The 15525-nt window shown below is 46.6% G+C and carries 11 protein-coding genes and 2 tRNA genes; 10 read left to right on the forward strand and 3 right to left on the reverse strand.

Annotation, left to right across the window (positions count from 1 at the left end; genetic code table 11):
* Positions 1–65: 65 nt before the first annotated feature.
* On the reverse strand, positions 66–2699 hold the full coding sequence (locus F8H35_RS00090; protein ID WP_472571539.1) for a valine--tRNA ligase: 2634 nt from the start codon (positions 2697–2699) through the stop codon (positions 66–68).
* An 88-nt stretch (positions 2700–2787) separates the two neighbouring features.
* On the opposite strand from F8H35_RS00090, the gene F8H35_RS00095 reads away from it, so the two are divergent.
* From F8H35_RS00095 to F8H35_RS00140, 10 genes are all read left to right on the forward strand, one after another.
* Positions 2788–2864, forward strand: a tRNA-Arg gene (locus tag F8H35_RS00095).
* Between the two features lie 24 nt (positions 2865–2888).
* Positions 2889–3338: a nucleoside deaminase gene (locus F8H35_RS00100; protein ID WP_472571540.1), complete on the forward strand. Its 450-nt coding sequence runs from the start codon at positions 2889–2891 to the stop codon at positions 3336–3338.
* 7 nt (positions 3339–3345) lie between these two features.
* A tRNA-Ser gene (locus F8H35_RS00105) sits at positions 3346–3440 on the forward strand.
* A gap of 24 nt (positions 3441–3464) precedes the next feature.
* Positions 3465–4469: a recombinase RecA gene (recA, locus tag F8H35_RS00110; RefSeq protein ID WP_472571541.1), complete on the forward strand. Its 1005-nt coding sequence runs from the start codon at positions 3465–3467 to the stop codon at positions 4467–4469.
* Positions 4453–5565: a type IV pilus twitching motility protein PilT gene (locus F8H35_RS00115; RefSeq protein ID WP_472571542.1), complete on the forward strand. Its 1113-nt coding sequence runs from the start codon at positions 4453–4455 to the stop codon at positions 5563–5565. The genes recA and F8H35_RS00115 overlap by 17 nt, the downstream gene beginning before the upstream one ends.
* Complete coding sequence (locus F8H35_RS00120) at positions 5546–5983, forward strand: regulatory protein RecX (protein WP_472571543.1); 438 nt, start codon at positions 5546–5548, stop codon at positions 5981–5983. The genes F8H35_RS00115 and F8H35_RS00120 overlap by 20 nt, the downstream gene beginning before the upstream one ends.
* A 25-nt stretch (positions 5984–6008) precedes the next feature.
* Positions 6009–8657, forward strand: a complete 2649-nt coding sequence (gene alaS / locus F8H35_RS00125; protein ID WP_472571544.1) for an alanine--tRNA ligase — start codon at positions 6009–6011, stop codon at positions 8655–8657.
* 153 nt (positions 8658–8810) lie between these two features.
* Positions 8811–9269, forward strand: coding sequence for a hypothetical protein (locus F8H35_RS00130; RefSeq protein ID WP_472571545.1), 459 nt, complete (start codon positions 8811–8813; stop codon positions 9267–9269).
* An 18-nt stretch (positions 9270–9287) separates the two neighbouring features.
* On the forward strand, positions 9288–13421 hold the full coding sequence (locus F8H35_RS00135) for a cytochrome c3 family protein (RefSeq protein WP_472571546.1): 4134 nt from the start codon (positions 9288–9290) through the stop codon (positions 13419–13421).
* Positions 13422–13505: 84 nt separating this feature from the next.
* Complete coding sequence (locus F8H35_RS00140; RefSeq protein ID WP_472571547.1) at positions 13506–14807, forward strand: peptidylprolyl isomerase; 1302 nt, start codon at positions 13506–13508, stop codon at positions 14805–14807.
* A gap of 9 nt (positions 14808–14816) precedes the next feature.
* Here the strand turns inward: F8H35_RS00140 and F8H35_RS00145 are convergent, their stop codons facing one another.
* Positions 14817–15230, reverse strand: a complete 414-nt coding sequence (locus F8H35_RS00145; RefSeq protein WP_472571548.1) for an HI0074 family nucleotidyltransferase substrate-binding subunit — start codon at positions 15228–15230, stop codon at positions 14817–14819.
* On the reverse strand, positions 15221–15523 hold the full coding sequence (locus tag F8H35_RS00150; protein ID WP_472571549.1) for a nucleotidyltransferase family protein: 303 nt from the start codon (positions 15521–15523) through the stop codon (positions 15221–15223). The genes F8H35_RS00145 and F8H35_RS00150 overlap by 10 nt, the downstream gene beginning before the upstream one ends.
* Positions 15524–15525: the final 2 nt, after the last annotated feature.

Consider the following 15525-nt stretch of genomic DNA (forward strand, 5'->3'; position numbering starts at 1 on the left):
CCCGGTTTTCCTTCTACTATTCTAAAAAATTTTTTAATTTAGTATAAGGGGGAGGAAAGGCCCCCTTATTTCATGTTCTTCAGCTGACGGAGTGTTCCTTCAAGTTTCTTCACAACTTCAGACAGTTCTCTCAGCTCCTCTTTGTTCTTCTCAACAACCTCTTTTGGAGCTCTCTCTAAGAAATTCCTGTTTGAGAGTTTCTTCTCAAGCTTTGCAACCTCTTTCTGGAGCTTCTCTAACTTCTTCTTAATCCTTTCAATCTCTTTCTCAACGTCTATCAGCTCTCCAACCTTAACGTAGACTTCAACTCCCGGAAGGAAGAAGGAGACGCTTCCCGGCGGTGGCTCATCTACTTTGTGGAGCTCCCCTACCCTTGCCATCTGTTTTATGGATGGAGCCATCTTCCCAATAACTTCTAATAGTTTGTTGTTGTTCGTTCTTACTCCAACCTCAACCTCTGTAGAAGGCGGTATGTTCAGCTCTGCCTTAACATTCCTTGTTCCTCTTATTATCTCTTTAACCGTTTCAACAAGCTCCGCCGTTTCCGGGAACCTGCAGCAGGTATCGCTGGGCCATGGTGCTATAACGATAGATTCTGCATCTCTGTTGGGAAGTTTCTGGTAAATCTCCTCTGTAATGAAGGGCATTATGGGGTGAAGGAGCTTCATCGCGTCCCTTAAAACCCTTAAAAGAGTATGGGCTGCAGCTCTTTTCTCCTTATCACTTCCCCTGTAGAGCCTCTGTTTTGTGAACTCAACGTACCAGTCTGCAAGCTCGTTCCAGATAAACTGGTATATGGCCTTTGCTGCGTCGTTGAACCTGTAGGCAAAGAGCTCCCTGTCAACGGCCTCTACAGTTTCAGAGAGCTTTGTGAGGATCCACTCATCTTCAGGGGCATAATCTATAGCTCCGTCCTCTTTAATTCCTTCCGTTGCAGTTAGAACAAACCTTGCAACGTTCCACACCTTATTTGCAAAGTGCCTGTATCCCTCAATTATTTTTTCCGAGAGCCTTATGTCCCTACCTTGAGCTGCAAGGGCTGTTAGGGTAAACCTTAACGTGTCTGCTCCATACTTTTCAACCATTTCTAACGGGTCAATAACGTTCCCCTTTGTCTTGCTCATCTTCTGGCCCTTCTCGTCCCTCACGAGGGCGTGGACGTAAACGTCTGCAAAAGGCCTCTTACCTGTGAAGTGGTAGCCCATCATCATCATACGGGCAACCCAGAAGAAGATGATGTCAAACCCTGTGACCAGAAGGTCTGTCGGGTAGAATGCCTTAAGGTCATCTGTTTCCTCCGGCCAGCCGAAAACTCCAAAGGGCCAGAGGGACGAGCTGAACCAGGTGTCAAGAACGTCCTCATCCTGCTTCAAGTTTTTACTTCCGCAGGCTTCACACTTTTCAGGCTCTTCCTCTGAAACGTTTATGTGGCCGCAGTCTAAACAGTACCAGGCAGGAATTCTGTGTCCCCACCAGATCTGCCTTGAGATGCACCAGTCCTTTATGTTGAACATCCAGTCAAAGAAGGTGTTTTCCCACTGTTTTGGAATGAACTTGACCTCTCCAGTTTTAACTGCCTCTATGGGCTTTTCAGCTAAAGGTTTCGTCTTCACGAACCACTGGTCTGAAAGGTAGGGTTCAACAACTGTTTTACACCTGTAGCAGTGGCCTACTGCGTGGTTGTGGGGTTCTTCTTTCTCAAGAAGCTCCTCCTCCTTTAATAGGGCAACTATGGCTTCCCTCGCCTCTAACCTGTCCATTCCCTTAAACGGAGGAACAGTTATCCTTCCCCAGTCGTCCATTACCTGAATGGCCTCAAGGCCGTGCCTCTGGCCTACCTCAAAGTCGTTGAAGTCGTGGGCCGGAGTTATCTTGACGGCTCCCGTTCCAAACTCAGGGTCAACGTACTCGTCTGCAATTATGGGAATCTCCCTTCCAACTATTGGAAGCCTAACCTTTTTACCGATGAGGTGTTTATACCTCTCATCGTTCGGGTTAACTGCAACTGCAACGTCTCCTAAAAGGGTTTCAGGCCTTGTTGTGGCTACAACTATGTAACCTTCCCCATCAACCAGAGGGTACCTTATGTACCAGAGTTTTCCCTGTTCTTCTTCGTGCTCAACCTCAAGGTCTGAAAGTGCTGTGTGGCACCTTGGACACCAGTTTATGAGCCTTTTTCCTCTATAGATTAATCCTTCTCTGTAAAGGGTTACGAAGGCTCTCCTAACGGCCTTTGAGAAACCCTCGTCCATTGTGAACCTTTCCCTGTCCCAGTCGCAGGACGTTCCCAGTTTCTTGAGCTGGTTGATAATTCTGCTTCCGTACTGCTCTTTCCACTCCCAGACTCTCTTTAAGAACTCTTTCCTTCCAACGTCGTGCCTTGTCAGTCCCTCTTTTGCCAGCTCCCTCTCTACAACCCACTGGGTTGCAATTCCTGCGTGGTCTGTTCCCGGAACCCAGCAGACCTCGTAACCTTTCATCCTCTTCCAGCGACAGATAACGTCCTGAAGTGTTGAGTTGAGGGCGTGGCCTACGTGGAGAACGCCTGTTACGTTTGGCGGTGGAAGAACCACGCTAAACTTCTTTTTCTCTCCAGATAGGACTTTTTTCTTGTCGGCGTGGAAGTATTTTTTCTCTAACCACTTCCTATACCACTTATCCTCAAAGAGCTGGGGGTTGTATGTCGGTTCCATTTCCATTTTTCCTCCGGCTTTTCAGCGGTTTGGGAAATTTTACTTTGTATCTGTTGAAAACTTAAACGGCGGGGATAAATTTATACCCGGCTGGGCGCCCGTAGCTCAACTGGATAGAGCGTGGGACTACGGATCCCAAGGTTGCAGGTTCGACTCCTGCCGGGCGCGCCACTTTAAACCTTTCTTCGGAGCTCCATGAAGTCCGACCTCCACTTCCTTCAAGAGGCTCTCTCTGAGGCCAGAAAAGCCTTTTCCTACGGTGAAGTCCCCATCGGAGCTCTCATTGTTAAAGATGGAGAGATAATTTCAAGGGCTTTCAACAGAAAGGAGTTCCTCCAGGATCCAACCGCCCACGCCGAGATTCTGGCAATCAGAGAGGCTTCACGGAAGCTCAACTCCTGGAGGCTGAACGGCTGCACTCTCTACTCAACGGTTGAACCCTGCGTTATGTGTTGCGGTGCTATAATTCAGTCAAGGATAAGCAGGGTCGTTTATTCGGTTCCAGACCCGAAGTTCGGAGGGGTTGAGAGCCTCTACTCAATACTCTCAGACGAGAGGAACAACCACAGGCCGGTTGTTGAAAGGGTGGAGCTCCCCGAAGCTGCAGAGCTCTTAAAAGAGTTCTTTAAAAGGCTTAGAACCTAAATAGAGCGGAGAGGTGCCGGAGCCTGGCTTAACGGGCCCGACTCGAAATCGGGTGTGCGGGTAACCCCCGCACCGCGGGTTCAAATCCCGCCCTCTCCGCCACTAACCTCAATTGAAGGAGTGTTTATGCAGGAAGAGAGAAGGAAAGTTTTAGAGGACGCCCTTAAGAGAATCAGGAAAGAATACGGCGAAGGCTCCGTAATGTTTTTAGGCGAGAAGCCTGTAGAGAAAGTCCCTGCCATTCCAACTGGCTCTATAGCAATAGATAGGATCACCGGAATAGGCGGAATCCCCAGAGGGAGAATTACAGAAATCTACGGCCCTGAATCTTCAGGTAAAACAACCCTTGCCCTCCACGTTATAGCGAATGCCCAGAAGGAAGGAGGAGTTGCCGCCTTTATAGACGCAGAGCACGCCTTAGACCCAACGTATGCCAAAAAGCTTGGAATAAACCTTGAAGAACTCTTAGTTTCCCAGCCAGACAGCGGAGAGCAGGCACTTGAAATAGCCGAAACTCTGGTTCGCAGCGGAGCAGTTGACGTAGTTGTTGTTGATTCTGTAGCTGCCCTTACCCCTGAGGCTGAAATACAGGGAGATATGGGAGACTCCCACGTTGGCCTTCAGGCAAGGCTTATGTCTCAAGCCCTCAGGAAGCTTACGGCAGCTGTGAGCAAGAGCAACTGTGCCCTCATTTTCATCAACCAGGTGAGGGAAAAGATTGGAATGATGGGCTACGGGGGGCCTCAGGAGACAACGACAGGTGGGAGAGCTCTCAAGTTCTACTCCTCAATGAGGATAGAGATAAGAAACATCGGCCAGATAAAGGGTAAGGGAGACGAGAGAATAGGCCACAAGGCCAAAGTGAAGATAGTGAAGAACAAACTTGCTCCGCCGTTCAGAGAGGCCGTGGTTGAGGTCTACTACGGAGAGGGAATTTCAAGGGAAGCAGACCTTCTGAACCTTGGAGAGGAGCTCGGCATAGTTAAGAAGAGCGGTTCCTGGTACTCTTTCGGAGATGTGAGGCTTGGGCAGGGCAAGGAGAACGCAAGACAGTTTCTGAAGGAAAATCTGGAAGTTGCAGCAGAGCTTGAAGCTAAGATTCTGGAGGCTTTAGGTGGAACTTCAGAGTAGGCCAAAAATTGAGCTAAACGACCTTTTAAAAAAGGCCTTTAAGGTGGGAGCTTCCGACGTTCACCTCAGGGTGAAAGCTCCGCCAGTTTTTAGAATTGCCGGAAAACTTGTAAAAACTGACCTTCCCCTTCTGGAGCAGACAGACATTCTTGAGTATGTTAAGCAGATACTTCCCTTAGAGAAGAAGAAACAACTTCCATATATAAAGGATATAGACCTGGCCTACTCCCTGCCGGGGGTATGCCGTTTCAGGGTAAACATTTTCCGCCAGAGGGGGACGTTTGCAATAGTCATGAGGGCTATCCCGGTAAGGGTTCCCAGAATTGATGAGTTAAATCTTCCTCCAATTTTAAAAGAGATAGCCCTCTACCAGAGAGGATTGGTTCTTGTTACTGGAACCACCGGTTCGGGTAAGTCAACAACCCTTGCAGCGATGCTTGAAGAACTGAACGAAAGAGATTCAAGGATCGTTATTACTATAGAAGATCCGATTGAGTACCTTCACAGAGACAAAAAGTGCCTTTTCTACCAGAGGGAAATTGGAGACGATGCAGAGAGTTTCTTTACAGCTCTTAGGGCTGCTCTCCGTGAAGACCCGGACGTGATTTTGGTAGGTGAGATGAGGGATGTAGAAACTGTAAGGACGGCCCTTGATGCCGCAGAAACCGGTCACATGGTCTACTCAACCCTCCACACCCTTGATGCTAAGGAGACCATAAACAGGATTATCTCTTTCTTTCCCCTCCACGAACAGCAGGCCATAAGGTTCCAGCTTGCTTCGGTTCTTAAAGCTACTATTTCACAGAGGCTTTTACCTACTGCAGACGGTAAGGGTAGAGTTCCAGCTGTTGAGGTAATGATAGTTTCTGAGGCGATAAAAGAGAGGATAATGAACCCGGAGCTTACAGACGAGATACCAGAGTTTGTTGAAAGGGGAAAAGAGGTTTACGGTTCGCAGACTTTTGACCAGTCACTTTACGACCTGTGGAGGAAGGGACTCATTACCACGGAAGACGCCCTCAAATACGCAACCCGTCCAGACGACCTGCGTCTGAAAATGGAAGGGATTATTTCAAGTGGAGAAGAGCACTTTTAAGGAAGCATTTATTTACTCTATAGGTCTTCTCTCAAAGAGAGATTACTCACTGTCGGCACTTGAAAGGAAAATTAGAGATAAGTTCCCTCATATAAAGGAAGAAGAGGTTGAGCTCCTAAAGAAAGAGCTCCTCAAATCCGGCTACATCAACGAGGTTGAATCTGCCCGCCGGTATTTTCTGAGGAAGGTTGAGAAAGGCTGGGGAAAGAGGAAGATTGCCTATCACCTGAGGAGCCTGGGATTTCCGGAAGAAGTTATAAAAGAGGTTGAGCTTACAACTCCCTTTGACTACACCTACATAGAAAAAGAGGTAAGTAAACTCTCTAAGAGAAAAAGTAGGGAGCAAATTAAGAGATTCCTTCTCCAGAGGGGCTTTTCCTTTTCTGAGGTCAACCACATCCTCAAAAATGTAAAATAGCCAAAACTTTCCAGCCGGAGAAGTCATGAAGTGGAGCGGAAACGAGATTAGAGAGGCTTTTTTAAGGTTTTTTGAAGATAAGGGACACGTTCGGGTGAAGAGCTCCCCCCTCATTCCAAAAAATGACCCTACGCTTCTCTTTACAAACGCTGGAATGGTCCAGTTTAAAGACTACTTTTTGGGCAAAGAGAAGCCGCCCTTTAAGAGGGCGACGTCGTGTCAGAAGTGTATGAGGGCAGGCGGCAAGCATAACGACCTTGAGAACGTTGGGAAAACGGGCCGCCACCACACCTTCTTTGAGATGTTAGGGAACTTTTCCTTTGGAGATTACTTCAAGAAAGAGGCCATAGAGTTTGCCTGGGAGCTTGTTACTGAAGTCTTCAAGCTTCCCGTTGAAAGGCTCTACGTTTCAGTTTACGAGAAGGACGATGAGGCATTTGAGATATGGAACAAGGTTATAGGACTTCCTGAAGAAAAGATTTACAGGCTAGGGGAGAAGGACAACTTCTGGGCAATGGGAGATACAGGACCCTGCGGACCCTGTAGTGAGATCTACTACGACCGCGGAGAGGAGTTTGCCTGCGGAGAGAACTGCGGCATCGGAACCTGCGACTGCGACAGGTATTTAGAAATATGGAACCTTGTCTTCATGCAGTATGAGAGGGATGAAAAGGGGGAGCTCCACCCACTTGCAAAGCCCTCAATAGATACCGGGATGGGATTGGAGCGTATAGCTTCAGTCCTTCAAAACGTTCCTTCAAACTACGAAACAGATCTTCTCTTTCCCTTAGTTAAGTGGGCTTCTGAAGTTTCTGGTATTCCTTACGGAAAAGACGAAAAAACGTCAACTTCAATGAGAGTAATTGCCGACCACTTAAGGGCTATGACATTTCTTATCTCAGACGGAGTTCTACCGGCAAATGAAGGAAGGGGCTACGTTCTCAGGAGGATAATAAGAAGAGCCTCAAGGCACGGAAGGCTCTTAGGAATAGACAGGCCGTTTTTGTTTGAAGGTGTTGACGTTGTTGTTGAGATAATGAAGGATGCCTACCCGGAATTGGAGCTCAACAGAGACCTTGTAAAGAGAGTTGTTAAGAAAGAGGAAGAGCGTTTTGCCAGAACTGTTGAGAAGGGGCTTTTCATCCTTCAGGAGCTTATAGAGAAGTTAAAAGAGGAAGGAAAGGATACAATTCCCGGAGAAGAGGCCTTCAAGCTCTACGATACATTCGGATTTCCCTTAGACCTCATTTTAGAAGTTGCAAACGATGAGAATATGAAAGTTGACGTTAAGAGGTTTGAGGAGCTCCTTGAAAAACAGAAAGAGCGGGCAAGGAAGAGCTGGAAAGGAGGAGTTCAGAAAGTTGTCTCCCCCGAAATTCAGGAGCTCTCTGAGAAGTTCCCAACCCTTTTTACCGGATACGAACACCTTGAAGAGTACGCAAAAGTTGTTGGAATACTGAAAGGAGAAGAGCTCGTTGAGAGCCTTAAAGAGGGGGAGGAGGGGGTAGTAATTCTTGATAGAACTCCCTTCTACCCCGAGAAGGGCGGTCAGATTGGCGACACCGGAATTTTGGAGGGTAACAACTGCTACTGCAAAGTTCTTGATACCCAGAATATAACTGAAAAGCTGATTGGCCACAAAGTTGAAGTTGTTAAGGGAGAGGTTAGAACCGGAGACTACGTCAACGCCGTTGTTAACGAGAAGAGGAGAAGAGCGATAACAAGGGCCCACACGGCAACCCACCTTCTCCACAAGGCCTTGAGGGAAGTTCTCGGAAACCACGTTAAGCAGGCAGGCTCTCTGGTAATGCCCGACAAACTCCGTTTTGACTTTACCCACTTTGAAGCCCCAACTGAAGAGGAGCTTAGAGCGGTAGAAGAGCTGGTCTACACCTGGATACTGAATAACTACCCTGTAAGAATTGAGGAGATGCCTATTGATGAAGCTCTAAATAGGGGAGCCATAGCCCTGTTTGGGGAGAAGTATGGAGATATTGTTAGGGTTGTAGACGTTGGTGGAGTGAGCGTTGAACTCTGCGGCGGAACCCACGTAAACAGGAGCGGTGATATAGGGTTTTTCAAGGTAGTTTCTGAGTCTTCAGTTTCCTCGGGAACAAGGCGCATTGAAGCTGTGGTTGGAGAGGAAGCTGCTAAATATGTAAGGGAAAAGGAGAGCCTCATCAAAGAGTTAAGGAAATCACTTCAGGCACCGGAAGAACAGATTGTTCAGAAGGTTGAAAAGCTAAAAGAGGAGCTGAAGGAGAAGGAGAAAGAGCTTGAAAGGTTAAAGAAAAAACTTGCAACGGCTCAGGTTGATGAGGTTGTGAGGGGAGCTCCCACCGTAAACGGCGTAAAAGTAATAACTGCAAAACTTGAAGGTTTTGGTGGAAAAGAGCTTGCAGAGGTTGCAGACGTTATAAGGAACAAGGCCGGCTCTGCAGCGGTTATGCTGGTAGGCCTTAAAGACGGCAGAGCTTCTCTTTTAATAGCCCTCACGAAGGACCTCGCAGGTAAACTCAAGGCTGGAGACCTTATCAGAGAAATCGCGCCGATTCTTGGCGGAAAAGGAGGGGGCAGACCAGACCTTGCCCAGGGTGGTGTAAAAGATCTATCAAAACTTGACTCTGCCTATAAAAAGTTCAGAGAACTTGTAGAACGTTCACTTGAAGGGTAGGTTTCTCCTGCCCTTCCCAATTTCAAATCAATAACTTTTCCTGCTTTCCACAGAATATAAGAAATTCCTAACATATTCCCCTTTTTATCAAACTTTGGTAAAATGGCACAGAGCAGAATTGTAAACATTTTGTAAATTTCTGGAGGGTTAGCTATGGGAAGGAAGTGGAAGAGGAGTAGCCTTTCCCTGACGACAGGCTTTATAATGTCTGCGCTTCTATCGTCTCAGGGTCTGGCACAACACCCGTCTGTAAAGCTTATTGACATCTACGGAAACGTTGAGAAAAACGTTATTGACAAGCCAGACAATTTCAAAAACAAGTTTGATACGACCACAACTCCAGATACTCTTACTGTAAAAGACAAAAACGGCAACGATGTAACCCTTTACAAAGGAACTCCTATAAGCTTTGAAAAGTCCTGTGGCCAGTGTCACGAGAACATCATTACAGACATCAGAGCTTCCCACCACGGAGCTGTTGGCCTTCACGACATGGGCTGGATGGACAACAGAGAGACCTACGGAGACGATACGGGAGCCAAGGACTTCGTTACAAACGTAGTTCTCAAAATGCGCTACTTCAGATCAAAATCCCACTACGGGGGCTGGTGACCACCTTCTTACCGCCAGTTGGCGGCCAAAAAACCACTTCAAGACCCTGCAGTTCCAAACGGAGCAGTTGACGGAATCAACCCAGCAGATCCTTCTGCCTACAAAGGTTTTAACTTTGACATGGGAACTCCAACCCACAACATCACCTGTAACTCCTGCCACGCAGGCGGTGGTTCGGCCGAATTCGGAAGGGAAAACAAGCCCCTTGATGAAGTTCTGAAAGATAGATTAAAAAGTGACTTTGATAAGCTTAAGACAAAAGATTGGTTCGTTCGTGATGATCAGATTCTTGCCGAAATAAACTCTTTTATTCCTTTTGATGGAGACCTGTTTGGATATTCAGACTACGAAGTTGGTGCAGGTTACATAGGGAAGCCGGGGCTTTTCAACTTTGCCCGTTCAGGTGTTAACGATACAGACTGTTTCATGTGCCACTCAAAGGCTGATGCTGATTCAAAGATAAAAACGGAGATTAACGGATACGTTCAGCAGCCCATAATGCCCTCAAACCCAAGGGTTATGGTCTTTAAAGGTATCTCCGATGATGGAGAGACAATTGTTCTGTCCCTTGGAATTCCGCCGAAAGTTGGAGAGAAGATAGAAGTAGGGAAGGATCAGAACGGCAATCCAATTTATAAAACGGTTGCGAAAGTTGACTCTGCTTACTACAACTCCGTTCCCCTTTCTGTTCTTAAAGCTCTTTATCATCTCTCAGACGACCAGTTGAACGCTATTAGGAGCAACGATGGTTCCTGGTCAAAGTTCTTCATTTATCCCAACAACGCCAACGGTGCAACAAGAGAAGTTGCAAGGGTAGCCTACTTTGAACACCCTTCTTCTACAGCAGATAAAGACGGCGGAGATGTTTACGTAAACGGTGGTGCTGCAACGTTCCACGACGATAACGGGAATGTCGTATACAGAACGTTTGCAGGTTTCTTCTTCAAATACATCTCAACAGCCGACCTTATGGGCGTTGATACAGATCACGATGGCGTTCCTCTTGCCTATGTCCGCTTTGTTAAGGAAGACGGCGTCTGGAAACCGGAAGTTTACTACGATAAGGACGAGTTCAACTCTAAGGGAGAAGTTGACCTTCCTGTTCTTGAAAACAGGGTTGGTGATAAGGATACTCCGTCAACGAAGGTTCCTCCTGAGAATTACACCTACTCCGTTCCTAAAAGGGATGAGAAGGGTGATTTGATCATTTCGGAGAAGAACGGAGTCCATCAACCAGAGATGACCTCTGGTTCAGATAACAGGAACTGGGGTTATGTCTGTTCTTACTGCCATATGGCAATTCCCTATAAGGACGGAAAACTTTCAGATGGAAGTGATACATACGCCTGGGTTACAAGGAAAGGAACTTTAGGGCTTGGTGCTGAGATAGTTAAGAGAGGAGATGTCTTTTCCTACGATATCCACAGGGGAAGTGATAACGGAGAAAACCTTGAACCGACAGACCTTCAGCAAACTCTTCAGTCTCAAGGGTTTGATGCAGCTTACAGGAAGATGATTACAGCAAAGTCTGTTCTCTCTATAAACGATGACATTCCAATTGGTTATGACGTTCACTTTGACAGTAAAGATGGTGCCGGTTTAACCTGTCTCTCCTGCCACGGAGAGGGAACGCTATCTCCTGAAGAGAAGCAGTATCACCCGATTCACCACGACTTCCTGAAAGGAAACGACTGGGGTGGCCACTGGGATCAATCATTAGACTACAACCCGTCTCTTAAGACCTGTTTAGACTGTCACTTTGGCGGCTCAAGGCAGTTGGCTGCACAGGTTCACAGGAGTGCTTTTGGTCCCGGAGGAAATGCAGCTATCCATATGGATAAGGTTGCTTGTGAAGTCTGCCACATTCCGTTCAAGACTCACTGGACGTTCAGGACCTTCTACGATGCTGTTGGCTACTCTTACAACTTTGACAACAGGATACTCAACTACGATCTAAACAATGGAACTGTTCAAAAACTTCCAGAGAGTATGTTTACTCCAGGATTCGGACCGTTTATGCCGATTGGAGGGTATGGAGCTCCCCAGCCCTTCTGCATAGTCAGAACCGACAGCGGTAAGGATACAGTTGTTCCAATCTACCAGGCAGACTTTGACCCAAGACAGGCTGCCTTAAGACTTGAGAATAAGAACTTTGGAATCTGGGATGTTCCAGACATCTCCTTCCCATGGGCCTGGGCACCGGTTATTATCAACAACGGCTTCAGACCAGATACTCCCGGTGGTCAGAAGTTCATGTACAGGCTTGCGGATCCGCTTACTCTTGTAACCTGGTATGACAAGTCAACAGGGAAAGTTCTCTACACCCGTGAAATCGCTGCCGCTTTAGATGGAGCAGTTAAGTCTAACTATGCCGGAAAGAACGTTCCTGCTTACTACATCCATAACGGAAAGGTTTGTGTTAAGACTATAAAAGGAGACTGGATCTGTGACGACAACGGAGATCTCCTGCCGGAGATAGATACGAATGCTGAATATGAGGCAATGAGAAATGCCCTCATAGATGTCCTTAAGAAAGAGGGAGTTCACAACCCTGATCCTGTCTTCTACATCTGGACGGCTCCGTTCAGCATAGACCACGGCGTTCTTCCCAAAGAGTACGCCCTTGGTGCAGGTGCAACAGTTAACGGTGAAACGCTCAACTGTGAAGTTTGCCACGATGCTAAGAACGGAAGACTTCCTGAAGCTAACATGTCAGACATTCAGAGCAGTAGTGCTCTGAGCTCCTTGATTAAGAAGGATCCCAATGGTCATATCAAGTTCTTTGGCCTCGGTAGGAAAATTGTTACTGTTCCGTCTGCAATTCCGCCTGAGGCTTATAAGAACGCTGTAAGGGTATTCTTCAACTCTCCTGAAGATGAGAACGGCAACCCGGTTTACGGAACTATGACAATCAAGGTTGCCGGTCAGGAGAAAGACATCAAGGTAATGTATACAACTGCAGGAGATATCCTTGTTAACGCCCTTACCAACGGAATAGATATCAACAGACACCTTGTTCCGATTCCCGTTGAGAGCTCCGGAATTGAAGGTATCGCATTTGCCCTTCCCGGTAGAGAGTCAACCTGGAAGATGAAGATTGAAGGAGTTGAAACGGAAGTTGAAACAGAAGCTCTTAAGGATGATGAAGTTCCAAGAAGAGCTCTTGTTTACAGGCTGAAGAACGAAATGACGGAGCTCCTTGGATTTGAACACCTTGCAGATGAGATTATGTCTGCAGGTGGGTCAGACCTCGTTCCTGTCTTTACTCCTGTAATTCCATCTGAGTACATAACTAAGATGGACTTCAACCTCTCTGACCTGAAAGTTGCTGATCCTGCAGACCTTTACATCAACTATGCGAGAATTCACAAAGTCAGGGTATCTAAGGGAAGTGACGTTCACTATGAGCTTGATAAAGAGAACTTCAAGCCTGCATCAATTTCTGTTAAGGATGCGATCCTGAAAGGTTGGGCTTCCTACGATCCTGCAGAGGGAGTTTTAACGGTTAATACTGCTGCTATGGCCGAGGAAGTCCCAGGAGAGGGAGAGCTTGTATTCTCCGTTATGAGAAAGACAGGAACAGAGGTTACAGTTCCATCTGAAATAGATATTGTTGAAAAATCCTCAAATGAGGTTAAGGTGAATGTTGTTGTTTCAGGAGAGAAGAAACCGGTAACTGTTACAACCGATGCTGAAATTTCTGACGTTCTTGAACCGCCTCAGCTTTTAAGGTTTGCTTCAGAACACAATCTCAAGAAGGTTGTTTTAGGAGTGGAGCTCCTCAGCGATAAGGAGTCTTTCAGCGTAGAATTTGACGTTGACGGCCTTGTAGATCCAAATAAGGCCGTTGCCTATGTAACTGTTAACGGTAAGACTGAAAGCTGTAAGCCGCAGTTAGAAAGTGGCGTTCTTAAAGTTGACTACCCATGCTCTGGAACCAGGGCGGTTACGAGAGCTGAAACCCCTGTAACGGTTGTTTTAGGAGAATCTGAATCTACACCTACGGCTACCAGCAGCACAGTTTCCGGAGGCGGTGGCGGTGGAGGCTGTTCTGTAGCTCCTTCTGCACCTGCTGGAAACGGCCTTCTGAACTTAGGAGTTCTCCTCTCTGGCCTCTTAGGACTCTTTGGCTTTAGAAGGAAGAAGCACTAACAGGTGGCCTTACCCTGCCCCGGTCTCCTTAAACGGAGGCCGGGGCTTTTTCATATACTTTAAGAAAAGTTTACGGAGGTTTTTATGAAAAGAGCTCTCCTCTTAACATTTTTCTTCCTCCTCTCAGCCTGCGGCACGCAGAGTTCGGTTTCTGAGAAGACAGAAGTTTCTAAAGGAAAGACTCTTCAACCTGTGAGAGAGAAAGTCTGTTCTCCCGATACAGTTCTTGCAGAAGGGAAGGGGCTAAGAATAACACTTTCAGATTACAAATACGTGGAAAAGCTGTTGAGTAATAAGTCAAAGGCCTTTTTCTCTGCCCACCCTGAGGAGCTCCTCAGGAGAATGGTAAACCGGAGATTGGTAATTAAATACGTTGAAGACTCTGGCCTTGCAGATAAGTACGGCTTAAATAAGGAGATAGAAGCTTTCAAAAAGGACTACCTTTCCCGCCTTTACGTTTCAAGAGAGGCGGCAAAGCGCTTAAAACCTGTTACAGACGAAGAGATTGTAAAACGATTTAAAGAGCTCTTCCCTAAGAAAGATCCTTCTAAAATGAGCAAGGGAGATAAGGAGTTTATAAGGAATGAGCTGAGGGTCAAGCACTACGATGAGGCCGTTGCGTCTATTTACGGTGAAGTTGAGAAAAAGCTGAAGTTTTCTAAAAAAGGCAATCTTTTAACTGTTAGCTGCTGCGGTATAGAGCTCTCCCACAAAATTAAAAAGGGAGAGGATGAAAAGTTTGTGAAGAACCGGTTAAAAGAGGATTTCTTCAAGGAGTATTTCTACAGGAAGGCTCTTAAGATAGGCCTTGATAAGAATCCTCAGTTCCGGAGAATGTTGACAGAGTATTTTGCGACTAAAGCAATAGACGTTTTCAGGAAAGAGCTTGAGAAGGGGATAACTGTTTCTCCTGAAGAGGTTAAAGCCTTTTACCAGCAGAACAGGGATAAGTTCTTCATGCCCGACAGGGTAAAGGCCGTTATTATCTTAGTTGACAGCAAGAAAAAGGCGGAAGAAGTTAAGAAGCTCCTTGAGAGCGGTAAACCCTGGCAGGAAGTTGCCAGACGTTTTGCAAACTTTAGGGCGCAGCCGAGGTTCTACTTTAAGGATACGAAAGACCCTGTTGGAGCTCTCCTCTTTGCAGAGGGGAAGCCCAAAAAGGGTAAAGTCGTTATAGCCCAGTTTGGAGACAAAACCTTTGCAACCATTTATGTTCTTGACTACGTTCCCGGCGGAGTTCTTTCCTATGAAAGGGTTAAGAAGTATGCCGGGATTGTTTTAAAGAGGGAAAAGCTGAAAGAGGCAGAGGAGAAGAAACTGAAGGAGCTCTGGAAGAAGTATGACGTTAAGCTTGAGAACTTAGACTGTATTAAGGGGAGCTCTTAGGCTCCCTTCCTACCGGTTTATTCCACCTTTTAAAACCTTCAGCACTTTTTCCAGAAGCTCAATGTAGTTCCCTACCCGGGAGAATATCTCGTTTGCAACTTCTTCTCTGTACGTGTGAGATGTTAAGTTCCTGTCGTTAACCATTTCTAAGAGTTTCATGGCCTCATCTTCGTTTAGGTAGCCGGCCGAGAAGAGCTCCCTTATGCACCCTTTAGGTGAACGGCACTCAATTCCTTCTACTTCAATAAGAAAAGCTTTAACTCCCTTCCAGCAGGTTTCAACTGTAAACTCAAACCTCTGAAGAGTTGAATCCCTGAAAAAGGGGAAGTAGCGGTTTCCTCTGTTATTTACGGCTTCTCTGTATGCCTCTTTCAGTCTACTTAGTGCCTTTTCAAAGCTTGCAAGCCTTTCTTTTAAAGCCATCTCTTCCCTTCTTTCTCTACAGTTTCCCTCAGGTAAGGAGCTTCCTTAAGGTCAACAAGGTCAACTTTGTAGGGAAGGGAGCTCTCCTCAACAACTTCCCTCAGTATCAGCAGCTCTTTTCTTATATCAACTTCTGAGTCAAAGGCTATGTCAACGTCTGAGTATGGGCTGTTGTCTTCCCTTGCCCTTGAGCCAAAGAGATAGACCTTAACCGGCTTTCCCCTGAAAAACTCCCTTATGAAATTCCTTAAATCCTCAATGGTTTTGATTTCCGGTTGCTTCCTGAGGAACATTT

This window comes from Thermovibrio sp. (assembly GCA_015488335.1).
Classification (GTDB): domain Bacteria; phylum Aquificota; class Aquificia; order Desulfurobacteriales; family Desulfurobacteriaceae; genus Balnearium.